This window comes from Staphylococcus sp. HMSC057A08, from assembly GCF_001812925.1.
GTDB lineage: Bacteria > Bacillota > Bacilli > Staphylococcales > Staphylococcaceae > Staphylococcus > Staphylococcus hominis.
Map to the genome: position 1 here is coordinate 46,383 of NZ_KV810825.1, position 24,935 is coordinate 71,317.

The following is a 24,935-nucleotide window of genomic DNA, read 5'->3' on the forward strand; positions in this document are numbered from 1 at the left end:
AGAATTTCTACCATTCGTTGAATATACGAAGAAGGCGGAAGATAGTAAACACTTTATCCATTCAGCGTTACAACAGTTTATCGATGGTAATGGATTTCATTGTGGAATATGGAGTGATAAAGAACTGATTGGTGTTATTGGATTACATTATTTAGACTTAGTTAATAAACGTACCTCGATTGGTTATTATTTAGCTGAAGATTTTCAAAAGAAAGGTATCATGACTAGATGCACTAAAGCACTTATTCAATATATATATGAAGAATATGATATTAATCGAATCGAAATACAAATGTCTACTAAAAATAAGAAAAGCCGAGCTATACCAATAAGACGTGGATTCACACAAGAAGGTATATTGAGAAGTGATGAACGTGTACAAGGGAAATTCTCAGATAGTTATGTGTATAGTTTGTTGAGAGAAGAATATGAAAATGAATATAAATAACAACACATCCTGATACTTCGTCTTGCTCAAGTACTTTAGTATCAGGATGATACATATTATATAGGAAAGTGATAAATTTGATCGCTCATTATCAACATATCACTTATATTTAAGATGGTTTGATAGCAAATGCACGGACTGGGAAACCTGGTGCATCTTTTGGTTTGGGACTAATTGCATAAATGACTGCGCCGCGCGTAGGCAATTGGTCTAGGTTTGTTAAGAGTTCAAGTTGGAAGGTATCTTGTCCAAGTATATAACGTTCTCCAACAATATCGCCATTTTTAGCTGTATCTACTGACGCATCTGTATCGAATGTTTCATGACCAATCGATTGTACACCGCGTTCTTCAATTAAGAATTTTAAAGCATCTAGTCCCCAACCTGGTAAATGTTGGTTACCATCAGTATCTCTATTTTCGAATTGTTCAATATCTGGCCAACGTTTTGACCAATCTGTACGTAAAGCAACAAAGGTACCTTCTTCAATGCGCCCATTCTCCGCTTCCCACTGTTCTAAATGTTGGCGTGTCACGATAAAGTCATCATTATTTTTTACTTCTTTTGAATAATCTAACACGATAAGTGGTAAGACTAATTCTTTTAAATCAAGATCCTCAAGATAACGTTTATTCTCTACAAAATGTATCGGTGCGTCAATGTGTGTGCCGTATTGTGTAACGATATTCCAACGTTGTACATAAAAACCATGTTCTTTGACTGTAAATAATGTGGATACTTGGCCTTTTTCAAATTCACTAAATCGTGGAATGTCTGGATCGAAAGTATGGGTTAAATCTACCCACTCTGCTGTTTTTAATTGTTGTAATTGGTCCCACAATGGATAATTTGTCATATATTTCACCTCGAAAGTCTAATATAAGAATAAAAGAGGGAGAAAACTCAATTTCTCCCTCACATGTTTATCTGTATCTTATGCGACAGGTTTATTTTTTTCTTCACGTTTTTTACGAACAGTATTTACAAGTACTGTTAAGGCATCTTTCACTTCGTCTTCTTTACGTGTTTTTAGACCACAGTCAGGGTTAACCCAGAATAAAGAACGGTCGATTTGTTGTAAAGAACGATCAATTGCTGTTGCAATTTCTTCTTCAGTAGGAATACGTGGACTATGAATATCATATACACCTAATCCAATACCTAAATCATAGTTAATATCTTCAAAGTCTTTGATTAAATCACCATGGCTACGTGATGTTTCAATTGAAATAACATCTGCATCTAAGTCATGAATTGCATGGATGATTTGACCAAATTGAGAATAACACATATGCGTATGAATTTGTGTTTCATCTTGGACTGAAGAGGTTGCAAGTTTAAATGAATTTACCGCATCAGCAAGGTATTGTTCATGGTATTCAGAACGTAATGGTAAGCCTTCACGTAATGCTGGTTCATCTACTTGAATGACTCTAATACCTGCTTCTTCAAGTGCTAATACTTCTTCGTCAATAGCTAAGGCAATTTGATCTTGAACGACTTTACGAGGAACGTCTACACGTTCGAATGACCAGTTTAAGATAGTGACTGGACCAGTTAACATACCTTTCACAGGTTTATCAGTTAAGCTTTGTGCATAAACAGTTTCTTTAACTGTTAAAGGTGCAGTCCATTTTACATCTCCATAAATAACTGGTGGTTTTACAGCACGTGAACCATAAGATTGAACCCATCCAAATTTTGTGACTAAGAAACCTTGAAGTTTTTCACCGAAGAATTCAACCATGTCATTACGTTCGAATTCACCGTGTACAAGTACATCTAAGCCAATCTCTTCTTGGATTTTAATCCAACGTGCGATTTCATTTTCTAAGAAATTGTTATATTCTTCGTCTGAAATTCGATTATTTTTCCAGTCTGCACGGTATTTACGTACTTCTCTTGTTTGAGGGAATGAGCCGATCGTTGTTGTTGGTAAATCTGGTAAATGTAAACGAGCGTCTTGTGCTTTTTTACGGTCTTTAAAAGCAGATTTACGACTGGTTGGTACGCTATCAAAATCATATTCAAGGTTTTTGAATGATTGACTTTGGAATCGTTCATAGCGTGCTTTTAACTCATCATATTTTTTACTATCATTATTATTAAATAATCGACGTAATGCATCTAACTCATCTAATTTTTCAGTAGCAAAGCTTAAGCCTTCTTCAATTGATGTATCTAATGTTTCATCATCTAATGATACCGGAACGTGTAATAATGAAGATGATGGTTGAATTACAATTGCTTTAGCATAAGGTTGTAAAGTTTCGATTAATTCTTTTTTCGCTTCAATATCTGCAGCCCAAACATTACGACCGTCAATAATACCAGCATATAATGTTTTAGATTTATCGAAATCTCCTGCTTTAATTTGTTCTAAGTTATAACCATGATCATGAACAAAATCTAAACCAAGACCAGCCACTGGTAAACGGCTTAAGAATTTGACATTCACGCGTTCAAAATAGGTTTGTATGACTAATTTTTCTCCTAGACCAGCATCAGCAAAGTAGTCATAAGCCTCTTTAGTAATATTTTCATAATTTTCACTTTCATCTGTTACAAGAACAGGTTCATCGACTTGAATGTATTCAGCACCTGCATCTACTAAAGATTGTAATACTTCTTTATATAATGGAAGTAATGTTTGAACTTTCTCTTCAAAAGACTGACTACCGCCTTTAGAAAGTTTCACAAAAGTGATTGGGCCAACAATGACAGGATGTGCATTTACATTAATTGATTTAGCATAGTTAAAACGGTCTAGTAATATATTGCGATTCACCTTAGGTTCAACATTATCCCATTCAGGAACAATATAGTGATAGTTTGTGTTAAACCATTTAATTAATGCACTTGCAACATGTTCTTTATTACCACGTGCAATATCAAACAATAAATCATCATCTACTGTACGTCCTTGGAAACGTTCAGGAATAATGTTGAAAAGTAATGATGTATCAAGAATATGGTCATATAATGAGAAATCACCAACAGGTACACTGTCTAAATTATAATTCTTTTGAAGTAATAAATTTTCTTTATGTAAGTCTGTTAATGTTTGATCTAATTCAGTTTTATCGATTTTTTTAGCCCAATAGCTTTCGATTGCTTTTTTCCATTCTCTTTTTCTACCTAATCTTGGGAATCCTAAGTTTGAAGTTTTAATTGTTGTCATGATATTGCCTCCTTGTTTTGGGTAATTGCTTTAGAATATGCTGCGAGCTCTAATGAATAATCAATACGTTGGAAAGGTGTAATGAGATATAAACCATTAAAGTATTCATGTACCGTATCGATTAATTCTTTAGACAGTCTCAAACTTAATTCTTTTGTTTTTTCTTTATCATCTTTTACTGCTTTAAATTGATTTAATACATCTTCAGACATTTTAATTCCAGGCACTTCGTTATGTAAGAAAAGTGCGTTATTGTAGCTTGCAATAGGCATGATACCGATAAAAAGTGGGGTATCAAGATGTTTAGTTGCTTCATATACCTCTTTGATTTTTTCTTTACTATATACAGGTTGGGTAATAAAGTAACTCATACCTGCCGCTACTTTTTTCTCAAGACGTTTAACTGCTCCGTCTAATTTACGAACGTTTGGATCGAACGCTCCGGCGATGTTAAAGTTGGTATGTTTCTTCAGCGCATCACCATCAACATTAATACCTTGATTAAATCGTAGTGCAAGTTCTGTTAGGCCTTTTGAGTTAACATCATACACATTTGTTGCGCCTGGTAGATGACCTACTTTTGAAGGGTCTCCTGTAATAGCTAAAATTTCACTCACACCGATGAGTGAAAGGCCAAGTAGATGAGATTGTAAACCAATTAGATTACGATCTCGACATGTGATATGAACAAGAGGTTCAATCTCATATCGTTGTTTGATTAAACTTGCAGCAGCAATGTTGCTGACTCTTACAGTAGCGAGAGAGTTATCTGCGAGTGTTACTGCATCAATATTTGCTTCATCTAGCTTACCTATATTCTCAAAGAACAATTCTGTATCGAGATGTTTTGGAGTGTCTAATTCAACAATCACAGTAGGTCTTTGTTTTACTTTTGATGTTAAATTTTGTTTTAATGTACGTTTTGCATTTGTATTAATTGTTCGATGAATTGGAATAACTTTTTTAGTTTTAATTGGTTTTAAATGTTTTACAGATTCTTTAATGTAAGAGATATGTTCCGGTGTAGTACCACAACAACCACCAATTAAACGAACGCCTTCGTTAATTAATTCTTGTGCAACATCACCAAAATATTTAGCATTGTCACTATATTTAAATTCACTATTTTCAATATCGAGTAGACTCGCATTAGGATAACATGAGAGATAGGCATGTTCTGGTAGTTCGATATGTGAAAATGAGCGTTGCATGTGATGTGGGCCATGGTGACAATTTAAGCCCACCACATTTGCGCCACATTCAATGAGATGTTTTAACGCCTCGTTAATTTCTGTACCGTCAACGAGATAATTCGTATTGGAAGCGGTCAGTTGTGCGATAATTGGAATATCGTACTTTTGACGTGTCGCTGTTATCACACTCGTTAATTCATCTAAATCGTAGTAGGTTTCAAATAGTAAACCATCTACACCTTCTTCAATTAAAGTATCAATTTGATTGTCTGTATGATATTGAATAGTAGAAAGCGATAAGTCTTCTTGTTTTATTCCCCTGAAGCCACCCACCGTTCCTAAGATAAATGTCTCTTTATTGGCTGCGCGTTTTGCAATTTGTACAGCAGCTTTATGAATTTCTTTTACTTTATGCTCTAAGCCAAATACTTTTAATTTTTCAAAGTTAGCGCCATACGTATTTGTCTGAATGACATCAGCTCCTGCTTCTATATATGAACGATGAATACGTTCAACTTTATTGGGATGTGTAAGATTGTATGCTTCAGGACAAGTATCTAGGCCCTCGGAATAGAGGATTGTTCCCATTGCGCCATCAGCTACTAAAACGTTGTTCTTCAAATGATTCAATAATCGACTCATTAAATGCCTCCTTCAATGCGTAGTCAATATCAGCTATGAGTTCTTCAGGTTGTTCAAGACCTACGCTTAGACGGAATAGACCAAATGTAATGCCACGTTCGTTTCTCACTTCTTCTGGAACAGCTGCATGAGACATTGTGGCTGGATGTGAGAGAATCGTTTCTACTCCTCCTAAACTTACCGATACAAGTGGTAAAGTTAGCGCATCTACAAAGGCTTGAGCTTTTGTTTCATCTTTTAGACGAAAGCCAATGACTGCACCGCCACTTTTAGCTTGTGATAAATGTAAATCACTATTTCCCGGATAATATACTTCAGCAACTTCATCTCTTTGACTTAAAAAGTCTACAAGTTTTTTAGCATTCGATGTAGATTGTCTAAAACGAACAGGTAATGTTTTTAAATGTTTGGCTAAAGTCCAACTATCATGTGCAGATAGGGCAGTTCCTGTTCCATTTTGGAGTAGGTAAAGTGCTTCAGCGACGTCTTTGCGATTTGTAATAGCAGCGCCAGCAATAATATCACTATGTCCACCTAAGAATTTTGTTGCAGAATGAACCACTATATCAGCACCAAGTGCAAGTGGAGATTGACCTAATGGAGTCATAAATGTATTATCTACTGCTAAAAGTAAATCATGTTTTTTAGCGATATAAGCAACTGCTTTAATATCAGTGATTTTAAAGCATGGATTTGATGGTGTTTCTATATAAATTAATTTTGTATTAGGTTGAATGGCCTGTTCAATTTCTTCAGGATGAGTCGCATTTACCGTCGTAAATTTAATATTAAAACGATTTAAAATACGTTCAGTTAGTCTAAATGTTCCACCATACACATCATCTGGTAAAATGACATGATCTTCAGCTTGTAATGTGAGTAATACGGCTGATATTGCTGCAATACCTGAAGCATAAGCAAATCCATATTGACCGCCTTCAAGTTTAGCTAATTTTTCTTCTAATAATTGACGATTAGGATTACCACTTCTGGCATAATCAAATTTTGCGTTACCACCAAGTACTTTTTGATGGAAAGTTGAAGAATCATATAATGGTGGGTTTGCTGAATCGTAATCTACACCTCTATGTTCATCAAATATCACTTCTGTTTCTTTAGATAAGCTCATGAAATCACTCCTACTTTAGAATTTTCTAATGCTTGAATAATATCTGCTTCAATATCCTTATAATCTTCAATACCAATGGATAAGCGAATTAAATGTTCATCAATACCTCGTTTGTCTTTTTCATCATCTGGCATGTCGACGTGTGTTTGTGTATATGGGAAAGTAATAAAGGTTTCAGTTCCTCCTAAACTTTCTGCAAAAATACAAATTTCTAAATTTTCTAAAAATTTAGCTACGCTATAAGCCTTATTAAGACGTAAACTTAACATACCTGTTTTTCCACTATAGAGTACTTCATCAATAGAATCGGATGTTTCACAACGTCTTGCGAGACGACGTGCATTGTCTTGAGATCGTTCTATTCTGAGATGTAGTGTTTTCAAACCTCTTTGGAGCAAGTAACAATCAAGTGGAGACAATGTGGCGCCAATCATATTGTGAAATTGACCTAATTGTTCAGCAAGCGTGTCATCTTTAACTGTCACTACGCCTGCAAGTACATCATTATGACCACCTATATATTTTGTAGCTGAGTGTAAAACAATGTCAGCACCTTGTTCTAAAGGTGTTGATAAGTATGGAGTTAAAAACGTGTTATCAATGATTATTAATAGATGATGTTTTTTACTTAGAACATAATAGGGTTCTACATCAATTTGAATCATTTGAGGATTCGAAATTGGTTCGATAAAGAGTGCTTTTGTATGTTTATTTATACTGTTTTCGACTTCTTCATAATTTAAAAAATCAACGTATTTAAAATGAATACCGTATTGTTGTTCATAATAATCAAATAATCTAAATGTTCCTCCATATAAATCAAACGCTACTAAAATTTCATCACCAGGTTTAAATAAGTTACAAATAAGTTGAACTGCTGCCATACCACTTGAAGTTGCAAATGAAGCTGTACCCCCTTCTAATTTGGCAAATGCTTCTTCAAATGAAGAGCGGGTTGGGTTTTTCGTTCGTGTGTAATCATATCCTGTAGACTGACCTAGGTGAGGATGTTGATATGCCGTCGATAAGTAAATGGGATTAGCAATTGCGCCAGTCAAATCCTTTGTTAATGAAATTTGTGCTAATTGAGTATCTTTCATTTCAAATCCTCCTATCATTTTCTAAATAAAAAAAGCTTCCGTCCTTTAAACCCGATATGTATCGGATGTAAAGGACGAAAGCTCGTTTCGTGGTACCACCTTTGTTTACTACTTTATTGCTAAAGTAACCTCAAACAGTACGCCATTATGTTTTAGGAGTACTTGAAAAAGTGGCACACATTATCGTAAATGATCAGATATATCTGTAATAAAAAACTCATTTAACTTTTGAAGATAAATGAGTATTAACGATAATTTAGTGACGTCGATGATTCCAGTACGCCATTAAACAATAAATGTTAATACTGTATCGCTATAACGGGCGAACCCGTTGATACCTCATATTGGCATCAACACTCAAAGGCCATTTTCAAACTTTCTTTCAATGTCTCTTCTCAGCTTACAAGACTCTCTGTATCTGCAGTGTAAGTTTTACTTTCCTTATTACCGTGTGTAATTTGTGTTTTTTTAAGTTAATTCATAGCTTACAGACATAAATTACATTTGTCAACAACTTTTCTGAAAATTATGATTAAATAATAAATTCAGAAAGCGCCTGAATGATTGATATATATACTTTCTATCTAGTAAATTTTTTTCTTAAAAAAGTTTATAAGACTTGTAGATATAACACGCTTTTTTTAAAATTAAGTAATGACTTTAAAGACAAGGGAGGACTATGCATGAACAACATTGAAGATCAACGTGTTCAATTAAATAATGATGAACACGTACAACATATTAAAATTTCAAGTATTAAAGCTAATCCCTATCAACCTAGAAAAACATTTGATGAGGAGAAACTTCAAGATTTAGCAGAGTCTATAACAACTCATGGTATACTTCAACCTATTGTTTTAAGAAAAACGATCAATGGATATTATATCGTTGTAGGAGAACGACGTTTTCGAGCTTCTAAATTAGCTGGGTTAGAGGAAGTTCCTGCAATTGTAAAATTCCTTTCTGATTCTGACATGATGGAATTAGCCATTATAGAAAATTTACAAAGAGAAGATTTAAATGCAATTGAAGAAGCTGAAAGTTATCAACGATTAATGAATGATCTTGGTCTGACACAACAAAAAGTTGCTGAAAGGTTAGGAAAATCACGGCCTTACATTGCTAATATGCTAAGATTATTAAATTTACCCTCTGATATTGCTAAGCTTGTAAGAGAGAATCGCATGTCAGGGGCCCATGGACGTACTTTACTTGCATTAAAAGATGTAAATACGATGAAACGTATAGGTAAACAAGCAATCAAAGAGGGGTGGAGTGTACGTTATTTAGAAAAAGTTGTTTCTGAAATCCAAGACGGTGGGCAGTCTAAAAAAGAAAAATTAAATACTCCAAGTAAACCCAAATTCATACAGAAACAAGAACGTGCGCTTAAGGAAAAATTTGGAACTCATATAGATATATCTGTATCTAAAAATGTTGGGAAAATTGTGTTTGAGTTTAAATCCGAGGCTGAGTTTAGACGTATTATAGATAAACTTAATGAATAGTATCCTATTAATAAAATAAAAAAGAAAATGATAAATCAAAAGACTGATACAATTTTAGAAGAAATTTTGTATAATAAATAAATTGGAATATAAATTTAAGGTGGACTAAATAGAAAAGGAGGGGGCTATTATGAATCAATTGAAGAACGTGTTAACATCGCTATTTAAACCATTAACAGAACCCGAAGTATACACAAATTTAGCAACTAAATTAGCAATGGTTATTATTTATATTTTAGTAGGCTTAATTGTAATTGGAATTATTAATAAAGCGATAGAAGAAGCATTTAAATTTCAAAATAAAAGTAATAGAGGAAATAAAAAACGCTCTAAAACGCTCGTGTCCCTTATCAAAAATGTTGTAAGATACATTGTGTGGTTTATCGTACTCACAACAGTATTAAGTAAATTCGGAATTAGCGTAAATGGGATTATCGCCAGTGCCGGTGTTGTAGGTATCGCTGTTGGTTTTGGAGCCCAGACTATAGTCAAGGATATTATTACTGGATTTTTCATTATTTTTGAAAATCAGTTTGATGTAGGTGATTATGTTAAAATTAATAGCGGTGGTACTACAGTTGCTGAAGGAACAGTAAAATCTATAGGATTGAGATCAACGCGTATTAATACCATCACTGGGGAGTTAACTATTTTACCAAATGGTAGTATGGGTGAGATTACTAACTATTCTATTACTAATGGTACGTCAATTGTAGAAATTCCAGTCTCAGTTGATGAAAATTTAGATAAAGTTGAAAAGAAATTAAATAAATTATTTACAGCAATGCGTAGTAAATACTACTTATTCATTACTGATCCAGTCGTTTTAGGAATTGATGGGTTAGATGAAACAAAAGTGATCATAAGAATATCAGCAGAAACTATTCCTGGAGAAGGTGCTTCAGGTTCTAGAATTTTACGCAAAGAAATTCAAAAAATGTTTGTACAAGAAGGTATTAAATTGCCACAACCCATGTACGTAAGAAATACTGATAAACAAGATGCTTAATAAATGTTGGGGGTAATGTTGTGACACCAAAATATGATATAAATGATATAGTAGAAATGAAAAAACAACATGCTTGTGGAACAAATCGATTTAAAATTATTCGCATGGGTGCGGATATACGAATTAAATGTGAAAATTGTCAAAGAAGTATTATGATTCCACGACAAGTGTTTGTTAAAAAAATAAAAAAAATATTAGTATCTCATCAAGATACAGAAAGTTAGGAGAATGATTCATGGCTTTAACAGCAGGTATCGTAGGTTTGCCTAATGTTGGTAAATCTACTCTATTTAATGCAATTACAAAAGCAGGTGCGCTCGCTGCGAACTATCCTTTCGCTACGATCGATCCGAATGTTGGGATTGTAGAAGTACCAGATACACGTTTAAATAAATTAACAGAAATGGTAGAACCTAAGAAAACGATTCCTACCACTTTCGAATTCACAGATATTGCAGGTATTGTTAAAGGTGCTTCAAAAGGTGAAGGTTTAGGCAACAAATTCTTATCACATATTCGTGAAGTAGACGCTATTTGTCAGGTAGTACGTGCTTTCGATGATGAAAATGTGACACACGTCGCTGGTCGGGTAAATCCATTAGATGATATTGAAGTCATTAATATGGAACTTGTTTTAGCTGATTTAGAATCAGTAGAGAAACGTTTGCCTCGAATTGAAAAAATGGCACGTCAAAAAGATAAAACAGCAGAAATGGAGTTCCGCATTTTATCTAGAATAAAAGAAGCGTTAGAAGAAGGAAATCCAGTTCGTAGTTTAGATTTTAATGAAGAAGATCAAAAATATGTAAATCAAGCTCAATTATTAACATCTAAAAAAATGTTATATATTGCAAACGTTGGCGAAGATGAAATTGGTGACGATGAAAATGATAAAGTGAAAACCATTCGTGAGTACGCAGCTAAAGAAGATTCTGAAGTTATCGTCATTAGTGCAAAAATTGAGGAAGAAATTGCAACACTTGATGATGAAGACAAGGAAATGTTTTTAGAAGACTTAGGTATTGAAGAACCAGGCCTCGATCGTCTTATCAGAACAACATATGATTTGTTAGGATTATCTACTTACTTTACAGCAGGTGTTCAAGAAGTACGTGCTTGGACATTTAGACAAGGGATGACGGCACCACAATGTGCAGGTATCATTCATACAGACTTCGAACGTGGTTTTATTCGTGCCGAAGTAACAAGTTATGACGACTATGTTGAGCATGGTGGCGAGCAAGGTGCGAAAGAAGCAGGTAAACAACGTTTAGAAGGTAAAGATTATATTATGAAAGATGGAGATATTGTTCACTTCCGATTTAATGTATAGGAATATAAAAAGCGCGACATCTGTTTATTATAGACGTCGCGCTTTAGTTATATCATTATGGTTATATCTTAAAAAAACGGTATAACTTTACTTGCTTTAATAATATCTTTGGTGCTAAAAAACTGTTTACCTTCTCCAGTATATGCTGGCTCAAGAATCATATTAGCTTTTGCACAGTATAGCCACTCTGGATTGATACCGCAATTTAAGATTTCTTGAAACTCTTGAAAATCTTTATTCCAATCTAAATCTAATTGCATAGTTACACCTCAAGGATATTATAGGATATCAGTTCTCTTTTGAAAAGATATGTTTAAAGTTTGAATATAAATTTATAGGGCCAATACGATAGATCTTATCCACTTTCAGACAAAATATTTCAAATAATATTTATTGTAAAAAGTAATCACCTATGCTATAATTCTTGATTGTGAGTAATGAAAATTATTCCTTGCCTATGGATAGGATTCGATAGGCCGCATAGACCACAAGGAGGTGCAATTATAAAATGAGAACATATGAAATTATGTATGTCGTACGTCCTAACATTGAAGAAGATGCTAAAAAAGCAGTTGTTGAACGCTTTAACGGTATCTTAGCTTCAGAAGGATCAGAAGTTTTAGAAGAGAAAGATTGGGGTAAACGCCGTCTTGCTTACGAAATTGAAGATTTCAAAGAAGGCTTCTACTTCATCGTACGCATTAAAACAGATAATAACAGAGCTACAGACGAATTCCAACGTTTAGCTAAAATCAATGACGATATTATCCGTTATATCGTTATCCGTGAAGACCAAGATAAGTAATAATTAAATGGGGGCGTTGAAATGATAAATCGAGTTGTATTAGTAGGTCGTTTAACTAAGGATCCAGAATACAGAAGTACTCCCTCAGGCGTAAGTGTAGCGACATTTACTCTAGCAGTTAACCGTACTTTCACGAATGCTCAAGGGGAACGCGAAGCTGACTTTATTAACGTTGTTGTATTTAGAAGACAAGCAGAAAACGTAAATAACTATCTTTCAAAAGGTAGTTTAGCTGGCGTTGATGGTCGCATACAATCACGCAGTTATGAAAATCAAGAAGGTCGTCGTATATTTGTCACTGAAGTCGTAGCGGATAGTGTTCAATTCCTTGAACCTAAAAATGCACAAGGTGGACAACGTCATCAAGGAAATAATGATTTCCAAGATTATGGCCAAGGATTTGGTGGTTCACAATCAGGACAAAATACATCTTATAATAATAATAACAATCGTGCATCAAACAATAATCAATCAGATAACCCATTTGCAAATGCAAATGGCCCAATTGATATTAGTGATGATGACTTACCATTCTAACGAAAGAATGAGATTAAAAATATAAAAGGAGGTAATTAACTATGGCAGGTGGACCAAGAAGAGGCGGACGTCGTCGTAAAAAAGTATGCTATTTCACAGCAAATGGTATTACACATATTGACTATAAAGACACTGAATTATTAAAACGTTTTATCTCAGAACGCGGTAAAATTTTACCACGTCGTGTAACTGGTACTTCAGCTAAATATCAACGTATGTTGACTACAGCTATTAAACGTGCTCGTCATATGGCTTTATTACCATATGTTAAAGATGAAAACTAATATATAATTAGTGTTGAACCCCGTAAGCTCAAGGCTTGCGGGGTTATTTTTATGTCGTAGTAATAAAAAAGGGATAGATTATACACATTAAGTTGATTTTAAAATATATTGCGTAATATCTTTAATGTATGCAATATAAAATGTTATCATTAAAAGAGACATACATAAGGAGTTATGATGATAATGAGAGGAAAATATTTATTAGCAGGTATTGTTGCATCTACTTTATTTTTGGGTGCTTGTGATTTAAATATTCATTTACCAGGTGGAAATAATGATAGTTCAGAGGATAAGCAAAAAACTGAGAAGAATGATCATAAAAATAAAACGCCTAATAATTCAAATAAAAATAATGATACTAATAATGATAAAAATATAGATTCATCAGACACACAGCAAAATAATAATGATGAAAATACTAATTATAATCAAACTGAAAATATTCAACCCAATGATAATAAGAGTATTCAGTCATCCGAACAGAATACTCAAAACCAATCTGAAAATGGAATCAATGGAAATAATGAAACGACTACGAATGAAAGTCATTCAACTAGTGACAATCAATCAAATGATTCTTCGAATAAAGAACTTACACCGAAGCAAGCAGAGGATGTTGTCTATGATTGGTATAAAAATCAAGGATTTGGACATCGTTTAAGAAATGAATTTAATTACAATCCTAGTAAAAGTACTGACGAGATGTATTATATAGATTATGCAGCAAGTGACGCATATGGTACTGGAACACCTTATGTAGCCATTGTAGATAAACATACAGGTAGTATTGTTGATAATTATAATAATATGACAGATGAAGAAAAAGCTAAAAGAAAACAAATGAATGAAAGTAAATTAGAACAAAGTAACCGACAACGAAACAATGATGTACAAAATAATGAAACAAAGAATGATAATGAAACACAACATACATCGTCTAATGAAGAAAATCAAAATAGTGCGCAATCTGAAACTCAAAATGATGTCCAGACATCGAACCAATCCGAGAACAATGATTCAACTTCAACAGACACTTCTACACAAACTAAAGAAAAACCCACAACTTCTCAAACAAATCGTAATGAACAAGCACAACTACATAATCAAAGCACAAATATCGAAGAATAAAAACAAGGGAACAAGATATTATATTCAACATGAATATATCTTGTTCCTTTAAAGTTGTTTATAATGTTTAGCAAGTATTTTATATAAAAATAGTTTCTATTTTTTAATAGTCTTATATTTTTAATCATCAATTGAATAAATACTAATCAAATATATAGGTATTATTATTTAGTTATTTTTGTTATAAAAAATAACTTATTTTAATAATTATGTTTATAAAATTTAAATAGGTGGTATGAATAAGAAGTAAACAAAATAAAACTATAAGGAGTAATCTAACTATGGGCTTTATTATTATGATAATAGTTGGTGGATTAATCGGTTGGATTGCTGGCATGATTATGGGTAAAGATATCCCTGGTGGTATCTTAGGTAATATTATTGCTGGTTTAATCGGTTCATTCATCGGAAGTAAATTGTTAGGTACTTGGGGTCCTGTTTGGGGCGGAGTACCAATCTTCCCAGCATTAATCGGTGCAATTATTCTTATTTTTATTGTTTCTTTAATTTTAAAAGCAATCAAAAAATAGGTATAGCATTTTAAAGGGGACTACGTTATGTAGTGCTCTTTTTTTATTTATTAAACTAAAAAAAGAGGATGACGTCGGGTTAAGGCGTCATCCAGGAGTATTATGTTCATGAATATAAAAGACTTGTAGTTATTAAATAACTACATATTAATAGTATCATGCAATATAAATAATAACAATCATAAAAATGTATATTATTTAAAAATATATCATTTATATGATTAGTAGACTTCATTCATTTATTATTTAATATAATAAATTGAAATAGGAGGTAAAACATGAATTTATATCTTATTCGACATGGTGAATCACAGTCTAATTACGATAATAAGTACAATCGAGCATATTATTGTGGTCAGTTAGACGTTCCTTTAACTGAAAAGGGCGTTGAAAGCGCAAAACAATTAAAGCCATATTTTTATAATATAAAAATCAATGATGTGTATGTATCTGATTTAACAAGAACGAAAGAAACATATCAATATATCTTCCCTTACGATACCCCAACTACAGTCACATCATTATTACGTGAACGTTCATTGGGTCTATTTGAAGGTCAATTTAAGGATAAACTTATGAAAAACAATATGTATCATCGTTATTTTCATGATCCAAATTATAAAGATTTTCGACATAGCTTTATTCAAAAAGCACCTGAAGGGGAAAATTATAATGATGTTTATTATAGAGTGAAACAGTTTTTCGAAACGATTCATATTCAAGACGATTACACGATAGTCATTATTGCACATCAAGTTGTGATTCGTTGTATTATGGTTTACTTTGGCTATATAAATAAAGAAGAAGCATTAATTAAAGTAATTGAAAATTGTAAGCCATATCTCATTGAATTATAAAAAAATCTGAGACATCATTTATCGTCTCAGATTTTTTATATATGGGACATCACCATTAATGGACTGGGAAAACATATTCAAATGGATACTCCCTATTCTATTTATCAAAAACGTTTGTTTTGATATCTTTCTTATTTAAGAAAGATTTGATTTTATTTTGTTGGTTGCCATTTACATCTCCAGCATAATGAGTAGGAACATCTACAATGTTAATTGTATTTTGAGGTTGATAATTCAGTTGTTCGATACTTTCATCAACATTTGCAATTGTACTATTCAAAGCATGAAAGTACTTAATAATACGATTTACATTATCTTTATAGCCGTCTGGCAATGTGTTATTTTCAACATATTTTTTAAAGTGTAAGTCATTTTTAACAGCAATATTAGATAAATGACTAAGTTTTTTAGCTTGTTTATCAGTGATTTTTGTTTGTCCTGAACTTTGATGATCGATTTTACTTTGCATTATATATTTATTGTCTAAAATATCACTATTAACATCTAGATATTTTTTGATTGCTTTGTTCATTTCATCTTCAGTAAGCTTTTGATGAGATTTATTCGATGTAAAAATATCATTTTCAGTTAAGTTTTTAGCATGTTTCGGTGCATTAACACCGTTACTTTGATTATGATTGTCTTCATTATTATCATTATTAGGTGCACACGCACTTAACATTAATAACAAAGCTAAAAAACTACTAATAATCATACTCTTTTTCATAGACTTCAATAATCTCCTTTATTAGTAAACATTTCTATTTAAGAATAATAATAGAGTATCATTTATAGAAACAGAATTGAATGTTTAAGACATAAAATTAATATGAATCTATGAACAAATTGTGGCAATAGCATTAAAAAAGTAAATTAAAAAAGCAGAGTCGTTAATAAAATGACTCTGCTTAAAATGAAGATATTTGATAGGTTAAGTTCTAAGTCTTACTTTCATATAGAAAGTTAAACTGTAAATTAATTTCTAATAATATAATCAAATGCACTCAATGCTGCGTTAGCACCTGAACCCATTGATATAATGATTTGTTTATATTTTTGGTCAGTAACGTCACCAGCAGCAAAAATACCAGGGACGTTTGTGTTATTTTCATGATCCACAACGACTTCTCCACGGTTATTTAATTCTACTGCGTCACCAATCCATTTTGTATTTGGCACAAGACCAATTTGTACAAAGATACCATCTAAGCTTAATTCTTTCATTTCACCAGATGACATATCTTCATAGCTTAAACCAGTAACATGATCTTCACCTAGAACTTCAGCAGTTCTAGCATTTGTGTGAATATCAACATTAGGGAAAGAACGTAAACGTTCTTGTAACACTGTATCTGCTTTTAGTTCTGGAGCGAATTCAAATAGTGTCACGTGTTTAACTATTCCTGCTAAATCGATAGCTGCTTCAACACCAGAGTTACCACCGCCGATAACTGCAACGTTTTTATTTTCAAATAAAGGTCCGTCACAGTGAGGACAGAAAGCCACACCTTTATTGATTAAGCGATCTTCACCAGGAATATTTAATTTACGCCAGCTTGCACCCGTTGAAATAATAGCAGTTTTACTTTCAAGAACTGCATCATTTTCTAAAGTTACTCGGATAGCTTTATCAGTTTTTTCAATTTTAGTTGCACGAATACCAGTCATAGCATCAATATCATATTCTTCGATATGTGCAGCTAAATTAGAAGAGAATTCTGATCCAGTGGTTTGTTTAACAGTAATAAAGTTTTCAATACCAGCTGTATCGTTAACTTGACCACCGATTCTATCTGCAACAATACCAGTGCGTAAACCTTTACGCGCAGTATAAATTGCAGCACTACCACTTGCTGGCCCACCACCGATGATTAATACATCGTATGGATCTTTATTTTCATACTCTGAAGCATCTTGTGTACTGCCAAGTTTAGATAAAATATCAGAAATTGTCATACGACCATTACCGAATTCTTCACCATCTAAAAATACAGCAGGGACTGCCATGATATCCTTAGACTCTTCACGGAATACAGCACCATCAATCATTGTATGAGTGATATTTGGATTAATTACACTCATTAAGTTTAATGCTTGAACTACATCTGGACATTTTTGACAAGTTAAACTTACATAAGTTTCAAAATTGTAGTTGCCTTCAAGACCTTTAATTTGATCAATGATTGCTTGTTTTTCTTTAGGCGCACGACCACTTACTTGTAAAATAGCAAGCACAAGTGAATTGAACTCATGACCTAAGGGAATACCAGCAAATGTGATACCAGTATCTTCTTCAGGTTTACTTACTTGGAAACTTGGTGTGCGTTTTAATTCTTTTTCAACGATTGTAATATGATCTGTCATCTCAGCGATTTCATCTAATAAATCTTTTAATTCTTTAGATTTATCATCAGAGCCAATACTTGCTCTAAATTCTACATCGCCTTCCATAAGTTGTAATAATTGTTGTAATTGTTGTTTTAAATCAGCATTCAGCATACTTAAATGCCTCCTTAAATTTTACCTACTAAGTCTAATCCTGGTTGTAATGATTCAGAACCTTCTTCCCATTTTGCTGGGCAAACTTCACCTGGATGTTGACGTACGTATTGTGCGGCTTTGATTTTATTTACTAATGTACTTGCATCACGGCCAATACCATCTGCATTAATTTCTGCTGCTTGAACTACACCATCAGGGTCAACGATAAATGTACCACGTTGTGCCAAACCTGCTTCTTCATCTAATACATCGAAGTTACGAGTGATGATTTGAGAAGGGTCACCAATCATAGTGTATTGGATTTTGCTGATTGCGTCTGAATGATCGTGCCAAGCTTTGTGTACGAAATGAGTATCAGTTGAAACTGAAAATACATTAACACCTAAATCTTGTAATTGGCTATATTGGTTTTGTAAATCCTCTAATTCAGTTGGACATACGAAAGAGAAGTCAGCTGGATAGAAGCAAACAACACTCCAAGAACCTTTTAAATCATCTTGGCTTACTTCTTTGAATTCATCATTTTTAGGATCATATGCTTGTGCTGTGAAAGGTAAGATTTCTTTATTGATTAAAGACATAACTTAAATTCCTCCTGATTTATCGAATATTAAATTAGAACTACATAATAATCATTGCTTATTTATAATAATTCTAATCTCTTGATTCATATTATTACATGTAGATTTTATTTCGTCAACATAATACACTTAAAAGTAAGAAAAACAATATGAAGCACTGATATAACAAGGTTCATATAAAATATATTAACTTTTTTAAGATATTGTGAGGATTATTTTTTCTAATTAAAAAATGTAAATTGTAAATAAAAACACATCTTTTCGCTTAAATATATTCTCAACTAAAGGATAGTATTTGATAATGGGAATCAAACATAATAGATTAAAACTCTCTCCAAGTTACGCTTTGAAACATATAAATCTGAAGAGAGTATCAAGTATTTTCAATATTATTTTATTAAAATCAGTCTTTGACTTCTACTTTTACGCTTCCTACTTTCTCGTATTCAGCAATATAAATACCTTTTTCTAACTGTAGGGGTGAAATAAATGTACCTGAAGAAATAAATTGCCCTTTTTCTAAACGTTTTCCATGTGAATGTAATTTTTTATTTAACCATTTTATAGATTCAATAGGATTTCCTAGTACGTCACTAGAGTGTCCTGTTTCAATTTCTTGATCATTTTTAAATAACTTTAAGTTAATATCAGCAAATGATTTGTAATCAAGAGGTGTTACTCTTTTTCCAACCACAATTAAACCTGTTGCAGTATTATCTGAAATTAAATCTGATAAAGCAAAGTTAGGGAACCAATCTTTATAACGTGCGTCAGGAATTTCAATACCTGGAGCTACTTTTACACTTTCTAAGATGGTTTGAACATCGGCATTCTCTGGTAAGTCTGCAGTTAATTCAAAAATAAGTTCAGGTTCAAGTAATGGATCAAATAATGTTGATAATGAGATAGAGTTATCCCCCTCGACTACTTGAGTAGATAAAATAGTACCGTACGCAGGCTCATTTGTATTGGCAATGGCTTGAGTGGCGGCACTTGTCATACTTACTTTGTAACCTTTAATTTCTGATTTTTGCTTATTTTTTAATTGATTAATGAGATCATCTTGTGTGTGATAGGCTTCTAACTCATTTAGTTCAAAAGAGGAACTGATAAAATTAATCGGTTTTTTTGATGTAAAAGCTTGATATAAGGCTGTTGAAACTTCTTTGTTAGCGTGAGTCATAGTATCTCTCCTTTGATATCTGAAAATTGTCATTATTATGATAACTTTAATTGGTTTAGCATGCAAATCTTAATTTAAAATAAAGGGCAATTTTGAAGAAAAATAACATATAAATTGTTAATATATATTCAGTAATTAAAAAAGGAGTGGACTTAATGTCAGATTATGTTTACGAATTAGCTAAAAAACATCATTCAGTTCGAAGATTTAAAGATCAACCTTTAAGTGAAGGTGTTGTTAGAAAGTTAGTTGAAGCTGGACAAAGTGCTTCAACATCTAGTTATTTACAAACGTATTCTATTATTGGAGTAGAAGATCCAGAAATTAAAGCACAACTCAAAGAAGTATCAGGGCAACAATATGTGGTAGACAATGGCTATTTATTTGTATTTGTTTTAGATTATTATCGTCACAATCTTATTAATGAAGATGTAGAACAACATATGGAGACGTCATTTGAGTCGGCTGAGGGCTTATTAGTTGGTGCCATCGATGTTGCATTAGTATCAGAAAATATTGCTTTAGCAGCTGAAGATATGGGCTATGGCATTGTATACTTAGGTTCGCTTCGCAATGATGTCGGGCGTGTACGTGAGATTTTAGACTTACCTGAATATGCCTTCCCTTTATTTGGTATGGCTGTAGGAGAGCCAGCTGAGGATGAAAATGGATCACCAAAACCACGTTTACCTTTTGAACATATCTTCCATAAAAATGTCTATAATAGCAATAAAGCACACCAAAAAGAAACATTAAACGCTTATGATCAAATGGTGAGTAAATACTATCAAGACCGTACAAATGGTGTAAGAAATGAAACCTGGTCTCAACAAGTTGCTGGATTTTTAAGTGGGAAAGCACGATTAGATATGTTAGAGCAATTAAATAAAGCTGGACTAATGAAAAGATAAAATAAAACCGAAAAAAGAGAGGCAGAATTTGTTTGAAATTCTGTCTCTCTTGTTATTTTATGATTCTGTGGATAATTCTCCATAATGGTTAGAATTAAATTTTTCTTTATCTAAGTTACCTGTTAAACGTGCTGTACCAGTACCTGCTAACATGGAATCATTGACATTTAGAGCGGTACGACCCATATCAATAATTGGTTCGATAGAAATTAATACACCAGCTAATGCAACTGGTAAGTTTAAAGTTGATAATACAAGAATTGAAGCGAAAGTTGCACCGCCACCAACGCCAGCTACACCAAATGAACTAATCACTACAACGCCAATTAGTGTAAGAATGAATGGTATATCGATGTCAACATGAGCAACAGGAGCAACCATAATAGCAAGCATTGCTGGATAAATACCAGCACATCCATTTTGACCAATAGACAAACCGAATGAAGCTGAGAAGTTTGCAATACCTTCAGATACTCCTAAACGTTGCGTTTGAGTTTGCACATTTAAAGGAAGCGCTCCTGCACTTGAACGTGATGTAAATGCAAAAATCAGTACTTCAAGTGTTTTTTTAACATAACGAATAGGATTGATTCCCATAATCGCTAAAATAATTAAATGAATAACATACATTGTAAGTAAAGCTGCATAAGATGCAATCATGAATTTACCTAATGTCCAAATTGCTGAAAAATCACTTGTTGCAATTGTAGAAGCCATAATTGCGATAATTCCATAAGGAGTTAATCTTAAAACAAAGGTAACAATTGACATGATGAGAGCATAAACAGCATCAATACCACGTTTTAATAAGCTACCATTATCAGGTTGTTTACGTGCAACACGTAAGTATGCAAATCCTACAAAAATAGCAAATATTACTACTGCAATAGTTGAAGTTGTTCTCTGACCAGTAAAATCTAAGAAAGGATTGCTTGGTAATAATTCAAGAATTTGTTGTGGTAGTGTATTCGCTGTAAGCTGCTTCGCTTCACTACTAATTTCATTTCCTCGTGCATGTTCTGCACTACCTAAATCGATACTTGAAGCATCAAGGCCAAATACAATGGCATAAAAAATACCTACAACGGCTGCAATAGCGACAGTACCAATTAAAAACATAAAAATATAAGAACCTATCTTAGCAAATTTATCGCCAATTTGTATCTTACTAAATGCTGAAACAATAGAAATAAAAATAAGTGGCATAACAATCATTTGTAATAATGTCACATAGCCATCTCCAACGATGCTAAACCAATCAGTTGTGGTTTCAAGCACTTTAGAATTAACACCATAAATAAGGTGTAAAATAATTCCATATACAATTCCTAATCCTAGAGCGGTAAAGACTCGTTTTGGGAATGATACATGTTTTTTAGCCATAATGAATAAGCTGATAATGAAAATCAACATGATGACAATGTTAATAATTGAAAATAATGTTCCCATATAATGATTCTCCTTTTATTAGTTAAATCCGACACATTTAATAAGAATAGTATTAAATATATAATAATTCAATACTTTAAATAACATAAATTATTAAATGTTTTTACAAACTAATGATAAATAGATACAAAATGAGTATTAAAACAAAAAAGCAGGATCGAAATTTTTTAATTTCAATCCTGCTTTAGTAAATAGCACTATATACAGTTGTGACCTTAAAGATTAAATAGTCTAGCTAAGAATCCTTTTTTCTCATTTGAAGATGAAACATAAGTTTGATGCTCTTTTAAAGTATCAATCGCTTGTTGATTGTTATCATTAATTTCTTTAACCAAATTATTTTTAGTATAATCAGATTGTTCTTTTTGAGCTGTTTGAATGGCAACTAATGACTCATTATTTGCCTCCAATTTTTCAGTAATTTGACTTTGTAATTCCTTAAGTTCATTTTGTTGTTGATGAACTTGAGTAATCATTTGACCTAACATTTGACGTTCTTCACGCATTTTTTGTATTTCGGTACGTAAGTCTTCTACTAATTGTGTAACGCCTTGATCAGCAGGTAACTGTTGTTGGTCTTCTTTAACGATAACTTGTAAAAAGTCTTTTTCTTTTTCTAATTCTTCGAAAGCTAAATCATAGCTATTCGTTTGTTTTACCTTTTCTGCAATATCTTGGAAAAGTTCAATATCTTCTTCTTTAAAATCTGTAGCCTCACGACCACGATATTCAGTCTTGCTAAGATGATATCCTCGTTCTTCTAAATGTTGGACGATTTTACGGACTTGTTTTTCACTTAGCTCGACACGTTGAGCAAATTCTTTAGTTAACATAATGAAGTCCTTTCGTATTTAAATAATATATTCATTCATTTACGCTGACGTTTGTCTTCGGTAAGTGAAACGTCAGTCTAACCTCGCATATTAGTTTAACCTTTTATATCGCTCTTTTCAAGTATTCTATAAGGATGAACGTAAATTCATCTTTTCTAAAAGGGGATATATAATATCTCTAGAAATTCCATTCGCAAATACATATTTGAGAATATAATTAGATTTCACACTAGCAGGATAGATGTCTTTTGTAAGTTCAATGTTAGATTTAATAAATAAGTCAGTATGTATAGGTGTTTCTTCAAACGTATAATTAGGATGCAAGTAGTCAATGTCATATTGTTGTTCAAAGTCATTTTCTAATAAGATATGATGACGTCGTTTAATTAATTGATTATCTAATATGCTATTATCATGTTTCGGGACTTCAATCATTAAAAAGTTAATATCTCTAGAATGTACTTTATTAGATAATATATTTAGGTGTGTTTCAACTTCATTTAAAGTTTGAGATATGATTTCATTATAATTTGAATCAACTACAGCTAATAAGTGGACTAGAAATGCTGAATTTGTTGTTGCTTCGTAGTGTGCTGTGGCCAAACTGATTATATTTTCTTTCTCAATACCAACAATCAAAACATAATCATTTTCTGTTTTATTATTCTGTAAGGATCGTTTTGTGATAGTGCTGTCTTCAAAAAAATCAACATCTAATTGTTTATTATAAAACTCGACAGCTTTTTGATAATAAGCGTCTTCTAAAGAATAAATAGTGTGAAATTTCATAGCGATCTCCCCGCATTATATTTTTTTAAGTATAGCACATGTGTAAAGTAGCACATCATAATACAAAATATAATAAAAAACTTCTTTCAAAGTTATAAACGATTCACACTTTACTTTGAAAGAAGCATATATTAATTTTTGACTGTTACTTTGTAAAAACGTATGTTCATTTAACAATCGACATGATTAAATACAATGAATGGTTAAACTTATTTTTAAGATTTTGGACCATCAGACTCATTAGCGTAATGAGTGATATCAACTTCTTCATAAGCTGCGTTGTTTTTTTCAACTTCATTATGTGAAGAAGCGTCTTTTCTAGTGATTACTAAAAATTTGCCATCAAGCACATCTTTTTTATATTGTTCTGCTTGGTTATCAGATAGTTTGAAATTATTCAATACAGCTTCTTCACCATCTTCACCGGTTAATAAGCGTGACATGCGATCACTGAATGAACCACTTGTTGCTATAAGTGTTACTTGAGAATTATGTAAATCATCTAAATGTAATTTAGATTCACTGATAACAAATATCTCATTTTCTGAATATCCTTCTGCTTTTTTCTTTTCAATCACATTGTAAATTTGATTTTCATTATCTAGAACTGTAATATCTGGCATATTCATCGTCCTCCATCATTTCATGCTACTTTTAAATATTTATACCCTAATGAATAGATATAAAACGTTTCGATATAATTATATAATTAAAAATATGTAATTTACAAATACGGTTTTTTTAATAAGATATTAAGCGCTTACATTTATAAGTAGCGTGATTACAAGGATAAACTCTCCAGCAGTTATTGAAAATAAGCTTAAAATTTGCTATTATCATTAAATAATTTATATTGCTCATATAATCTGAAGAATATGGCTTTAGAAGTTTCTACCGTGTTGCCATAAACAACGCGACTATGAGTTCAAGTACAATGGTAAGGAAGTTAATGAGAAGTTTGAGGATTGGCTAAGATGTCTTGTATTATATTATCATTTGTATA

General features: G+C 32.4%; 25 protein-coding genes, 1 pseudogene, 1 riboswitch and 1 other annotated feature. Of the genes and pseudogenes, 12 read left to right on the forward strand and 14 right to left on the reverse strand.

Features of this window, described 5'->3' with window-relative positions; translation table 11 throughout:
- The coding region (locus HMPREF2881_RS00235) for a GNAT family N-acetyltransferase (protein ID WP_070653588.1) at window positions 1-448 on the forward strand (448 nt) is incomplete at its 5' end.
- A gap of 109 nt (window positions 449-557) precedes the next feature.
- Here HMPREF2881_RS00235 and HMPREF2881_RS00240 read toward each other — a convergent pair.
- The 5 genes from HMPREF2881_RS00240 to HMPREF2881_RS00260 all read right to left on the reverse strand — a co-directional run bounded on the left by HMPREF2881_RS00240 (window position 558) and on the right by HMPREF2881_RS00260 (window position 7,693).
- The gene (locus tag HMPREF2881_RS00240; protein WP_070653585.1) at window positions 558-1,304 is read right to left on the reverse strand and encodes a cyclase family protein; all 747 of its coding nucleotides are present in this window, start codon (window positions 1,302-1,304) and stop codon (window positions 558-560) included.
- Between the two features lie 78 nt (window positions 1,305-1,382).
- Complete coding sequence (gene metE, locus HMPREF2881_RS00245) at window positions 1,383-3,629, reverse strand: 5-methyltetrahydropteroyltriglutamate--homocysteine S-methyltransferase (protein WP_002454539.1); 2,247 nt, start codon at window positions 3,627-3,629, stop codon at window positions 1,383-1,385.
- The gene (locus tag HMPREF2881_RS00250; RefSeq protein WP_002488116.1) at window positions 3,626-5,464 is read right to left on the reverse strand and encodes a bifunctional homocysteine S-methyltransferase/methylenetetrahydrofolate reductase; all 1,839 of its coding nucleotides are present in this window, start codon (window positions 5,462-5,464) and stop codon (window positions 3,626-3,628) included. Before HMPREF2881_RS00250 ends, metE begins: the two co-directional genes overlap by 4 nt.
- Entirely contained in the window at window positions 5,418-6,593 is a 1,176-nt protein-coding gene (metC, locus tag HMPREF2881_RS00255; RefSeq protein ID WP_002488123.1) for a cystathionine beta-lyase MetC, read from the reverse strand. Before metC ends, HMPREF2881_RS00250 begins: the two co-directional genes overlap by 47 nt.
- Window positions 6,590-7,693, reverse strand: a complete 1,104-nt coding sequence (locus HMPREF2881_RS00260; RefSeq protein WP_002488121.1) for a PLP-dependent transferase — start codon at window positions 7,691-7,693, stop codon at window positions 6,590-6,592. Before HMPREF2881_RS00260 ends, metC begins: the two co-directional genes overlap by 4 nt.
- Window positions 7,694-7,760: 67 nt before the next feature.
- Window positions 7,761-8,150, reverse strand: a binding site (T-box leader).
- A gap of 226 nt (window positions 8,151-8,376) precedes the next feature.
- Between HMPREF2881_RS00260 and HMPREF2881_RS00265 the strand changes: the two genes are divergently transcribed.
- From HMPREF2881_RS00265 to ychF, 4 genes are all read left to right on the forward strand, one after another.
- A complete protein-coding gene (locus HMPREF2881_RS00265; protein WP_002488097.1) occupies window positions 8,377-9,201 on the forward strand; it encodes a ParB/RepB/Spo0J family partition protein in 825 nt (274 codons plus the stop codon).
- Window positions 9,202-9,331: 130 nt separating this feature from the next.
- Window positions 9,332-10,210, forward strand: coding sequence for a mechanosensitive ion channel family protein (locus HMPREF2881_RS00270; protein ID WP_002448012.1), 879 nt, complete (start codon window positions 9,332-9,334; stop codon window positions 10,208-10,210).
- A gap of 20 nt (window positions 10,211-10,230) precedes the next feature.
- The gene (locus HMPREF2881_RS00275; RefSeq protein ID WP_070653586.1) at window positions 10,231-10,434 is read left to right on the forward strand and encodes a DUF951 domain-containing protein; all 204 of its coding nucleotides are present in this window, start codon (window positions 10,231-10,233) and stop codon (window positions 10,432-10,434) included.
- An 11-nt stretch (window positions 10,435-10,445) separates the two neighbouring features.
- Window positions 10,446-11,543, forward strand: a complete 1,098-nt coding sequence (ychF, locus tag HMPREF2881_RS00280) for a redox-regulated ATPase YchF (RefSeq protein WP_002447976.1) — start codon at window positions 10,446-10,448, stop codon at window positions 11,541-11,543.
- A 68-nt stretch (window positions 11,544-11,611) separates the two neighbouring features.
- On the opposite strand, the gene HMPREF2881_RS00285 is transcribed toward ychF, so the two are convergent.
- Complete coding sequence (locus HMPREF2881_RS00285) at window positions 11,612-11,803, reverse strand: hypothetical protein (RefSeq protein WP_002447995.1); 192 nt, start codon at window positions 11,801-11,803, stop codon at window positions 11,612-11,614.
- Between the two features lie 248 nt (window positions 11,804-12,051).
- On the opposite strand from HMPREF2881_RS00285, the gene rpsF reads away from it, so the two are divergent.
- The 6 genes from rpsF (at window position 12,052) to HMPREF2881_RS00315 (ending at window position 15,684) form a co-directional block, all read left to right on the forward strand.
- Complete coding sequence (gene rpsF / locus HMPREF2881_RS00290) at window positions 12,052-12,348, forward strand: 30S ribosomal protein S6 (protein ID WP_002447961.1); 297 nt, start codon at window positions 12,052-12,054, stop codon at window positions 12,346-12,348.
- A 21-nt stretch (window positions 12,349-12,369) separates the two neighbouring features.
- The gene (gene ssb / locus HMPREF2881_RS00295; RefSeq protein ID WP_002447969.1) at window positions 12,370-12,885 is read left to right on the forward strand and encodes a single-stranded DNA-binding protein; all 516 of its coding nucleotides are present in this window, start codon (window positions 12,370-12,372) and stop codon (window positions 12,883-12,885) included.
- Window positions 12,886-12,926: 41 nt separating this feature from the next.
- A complete protein-coding gene (rpsR, locus tag HMPREF2881_RS00300; protein ID WP_002447994.1) occupies window positions 12,927-13,169 on the forward strand; it encodes a 30S ribosomal protein S18 in 243 nt (80 codons plus the stop codon).
- A 183-nt stretch (window positions 13,170-13,352) separates the two neighbouring features.
- Complete coding sequence (locus HMPREF2881_RS00305) at window positions 13,353-14,297, forward strand: hypothetical protein (protein WP_002488109.1); 945 nt, start codon at window positions 13,353-13,355, stop codon at window positions 14,295-14,297.
- A 281-nt stretch (window positions 14,298-14,578) separates the two neighbouring features.
- Complete coding sequence (locus tag HMPREF2881_RS00310) at window positions 14,579-14,827, forward strand: GlsB/YeaQ/YmgE family stress response membrane protein (RefSeq protein WP_002447983.1); 249 nt, start codon at window positions 14,579-14,581, stop codon at window positions 14,825-14,827.
- A 278-nt stretch (window positions 14,828-15,105) separates the two neighbouring features.
- Window positions 15,106-15,684: a histidine phosphatase family protein gene (locus HMPREF2881_RS00315; protein WP_002488113.1), complete on the forward strand. Its 579-nt coding sequence runs from the start codon at window positions 15,106-15,108 to the stop codon at window positions 15,682-15,684.
- Window positions 15,685-15,781: 97 nt separating this feature from the next.
- On the opposite strand, the gene HMPREF2881_RS00320 is transcribed toward HMPREF2881_RS00315, so the two are convergent.
- From HMPREF2881_RS00320 to HMPREF2881_RS00335, 4 genes are all read right to left on the reverse strand, one after another.
- On the reverse strand, window positions 15,782-16,411 hold the full coding sequence (locus HMPREF2881_RS00320) for an NDxxF motif lipoprotein (protein WP_002488102.1): 630 nt from the start codon (window positions 16,409-16,411) through the stop codon (window positions 15,782-15,784).
- Between the two features lie 248 nt (window positions 16,412-16,659).
- Complete coding sequence (gene ahpF / locus HMPREF2881_RS00325; protein WP_002488111.1) at window positions 16,660-18,183, reverse strand: alkyl hydroperoxide reductase subunit F; 1,524 nt, start codon at window positions 18,181-18,183, stop codon at window positions 16,660-16,662.
- A 14-nt stretch (window positions 18,184-18,197) separates the two neighbouring features.
- On the reverse strand, window positions 18,198-18,767 hold the full coding sequence (gene ahpC / locus HMPREF2881_RS00330; RefSeq protein WP_002447989.1) for an alkyl hydroperoxide reductase subunit C: 570 nt from the start codon (window positions 18,765-18,767) through the stop codon (window positions 18,198-18,200).
- 403 nt (window positions 18,768-19,170) lie between these two features.
- Window positions 19,171-19,950, reverse strand: a complete 780-nt coding sequence (locus tag HMPREF2881_RS00335) for a 2-keto-4-pentenoate hydratase (RefSeq protein WP_002448003.1) — start codon at window positions 19,948-19,950, stop codon at window positions 19,171-19,173.
- A gap of 155 nt (window positions 19,951-20,105) precedes the next feature.
- On the opposite strand from HMPREF2881_RS00335, the gene HMPREF2881_RS00340 reads away from it, so the two are divergent.
- A complete protein-coding gene (locus HMPREF2881_RS00340) occupies window positions 20,106-20,861 on the forward strand; it encodes an NADPH-dependent oxidoreductase (protein WP_002454528.1) in 756 nt (251 codons plus the stop codon).
- Between the two features lie 57 nt (window positions 20,862-20,918).
- Here HMPREF2881_RS00340 and HMPREF2881_RS00345 read toward each other — a convergent pair whose 3' ends face one another.
- From HMPREF2881_RS00345 to HMPREF2881_RS00360, 4 genes and pseudogenes are all read right to left on the reverse strand, one after another.
- Window positions 20,919-22,310 (reverse strand): L-cystine transporter, encoded by a 1,392-nt coding sequence (locus HMPREF2881_RS00345; RefSeq protein ID WP_002488104.1) that lies wholly within the window; start codon window positions 22,308-22,310, stop codon window positions 20,919-20,921.
- A gap of 362 nt (window positions 22,311-22,672) precedes the next feature.
- Window positions 22,673-23,143, reverse strand: a pseudogene (locus HMPREF2881_RS00350) (DNA-binding protein); the annotation flags it as partial.
- A 126-nt stretch (window positions 23,144-23,269) separates the two neighbouring features.
- Window positions 23,270-23,932 (reverse strand): hypothetical protein, encoded by a 663-nt coding sequence (locus tag HMPREF2881_RS00355; RefSeq protein ID WP_002447990.1) that lies wholly within the window; start codon window positions 23,930-23,932, stop codon window positions 23,270-23,272.
- A gap of 215 nt (window positions 23,933-24,147) precedes the next feature.
- Complete coding sequence (locus tag HMPREF2881_RS00360; RefSeq protein WP_002447977.1) at window positions 24,148-24,555, reverse strand: general stress protein; 408 nt, start codon at window positions 24,553-24,555, stop codon at window positions 24,148-24,150.
- Between the two features lie 214 nt (window positions 24,556-24,769).
- Window positions 24,770-24,872: riboswitch (purine riboswitch) on the forward strand.
- Window positions 24,873-24,935: the final 63 nt, after the last annotated feature.

What these genes read in the sequence shown, in the direction of transcription:
- HMPREF2881_RS00240 (WP_070653585.1), bottom strand. Translation starts at nt 1,304, where the DNA reads ATGACAAATTATCCATTGTGGGACCAATTACAACAATTAAAAACAGCA.
- metE (WP_002454539.1), bottom strand. Translation starts at nt 3,629, where the DNA reads ATGACAACAATTAAAACTTCAAACTTAGGATTCCCAAGATTAGGTAGA.
- HMPREF2881_RS00250 (WP_002488116.1), bottom strand. Translation starts at nt 5,464, where the DNA reads ATGAGTCGATTATTGAATCATTTGAAGAACAACGTTTTAGTAGCTGAT.
- metC (WP_002488123.1), bottom strand. Translation starts at nt 6,593, where the DNA reads ATGAGCTTATCTAAAGAAACAGAAGTGATATTTGATGAACATAGAGGT.
- HMPREF2881_RS00260 (WP_002488121.1), bottom strand. Translation starts at nt 7,693, where the DNA reads ATGAAAGATACTCAATTAGCACAAATTTCATTAACAAAGGATTTGACT.
- HMPREF2881_RS00265 (WP_002488097.1), top strand. Translation starts at nt 8,377, where the DNA reads ATGAACAACATTGAAGATCAACGTGTTCAATTAAATAATGATGAACAC.
- HMPREF2881_RS00270 (WP_002448012.1), top strand. Translation starts at nt 9,332, where the DNA reads ATGAATCAATTGAAGAACGTGTTAACATCGCTATTTAAACCATTAACA.
- ychF (WP_002447976.1), top strand. Translation starts at nt 10,446, where the DNA reads ATGGCTTTAACAGCAGGTATCGTAGGTTTGCCTAATGTTGGTAAATCT.
- HMPREF2881_RS00285 (WP_002447995.1), bottom strand. Translation starts at nt 11,803, where the DNA reads ATGCAATTAGATTTAGATTGGAATAAAGATTTTCAAGAGTTTCAAGAA.
- rpsF (WP_002447961.1), top strand. Translation starts at nt 12,052, where the DNA reads ATGAGAACATATGAAATTATGTATGTCGTACGTCCTAACATTGAAGAA.
- ssb (WP_002447969.1), top strand. Translation starts at nt 12,370, where the DNA reads ATGATAAATCGAGTTGTATTAGTAGGTCGTTTAACTAAGGATCCAGAA.
- rpsR (WP_002447994.1), top strand. Translation starts at nt 12,927, where the DNA reads ATGGCAGGTGGACCAAGAAGAGGCGGACGTCGTCGTAAAAAAGTATGC.
- HMPREF2881_RS00305 (WP_002488109.1), top strand. Translation starts at nt 13,353, where the DNA reads ATGAGAGGAAAATATTTATTAGCAGGTATTGTTGCATCTACTTTATTT.
- HMPREF2881_RS00310 (WP_002447983.1), top strand. Translation starts at nt 14,579, where the DNA reads ATGGGCTTTATTATTATGATAATAGTTGGTGGATTAATCGGTTGGATT.
- HMPREF2881_RS00315 (WP_002488113.1), top strand. Translation starts at nt 15,106, where the DNA reads ATGAATTTATATCTTATTCGACATGGTGAATCACAGTCTAATTACGAT.
- HMPREF2881_RS00320 (WP_002488102.1), bottom strand. Translation starts at nt 16,411, where the DNA reads ATGAAAAAGAGTATGATTATTAGTAGTTTTTTAGCTTTGTTATTAATG.
- ahpF (WP_002488111.1), bottom strand. Translation starts at nt 18,183, where the DNA reads ATGCTGAATGCTGATTTAAAACAACAATTACAACAATTATTACAACTT.
- ahpC (WP_002447989.1), bottom strand. Translation starts at nt 18,767, where the DNA reads ATGTCTTTAATCAATAAAGAAATCTTACCTTTCACAGCACAAGCATAT.
- HMPREF2881_RS00335 (WP_002448003.1), bottom strand. Translation starts at nt 19,950, where the DNA reads ATGACTCACGCTAACAAAGAAGTTTCAACAGCCTTATATCAAGCTTTT.
- HMPREF2881_RS00340 (WP_002454528.1), top strand. Translation starts at nt 20,106, where the DNA reads ATGTCAGATTATGTTTACGAATTAGCTAAAAAACATCATTCAGTTCGA.
- HMPREF2881_RS00345 (WP_002488104.1), bottom strand. Translation starts at nt 22,310, where the DNA reads ATGGGAACATTATTTTCAATTATTAACATTGTCATCATGTTGATTTTC.
- HMPREF2881_RS00355 (WP_002447990.1), bottom strand. Translation starts at nt 23,932, where the DNA reads ATGAAATTTCACACTATTTATTCTTTAGAAGACGCTTATTATCAAAAA.
- HMPREF2881_RS00360 (WP_002447977.1), bottom strand. Translation starts at nt 24,555, where the DNA reads ATGCCAGATATTACAGTTCTAGATAATGAAAATCAAATTTACAATGTG.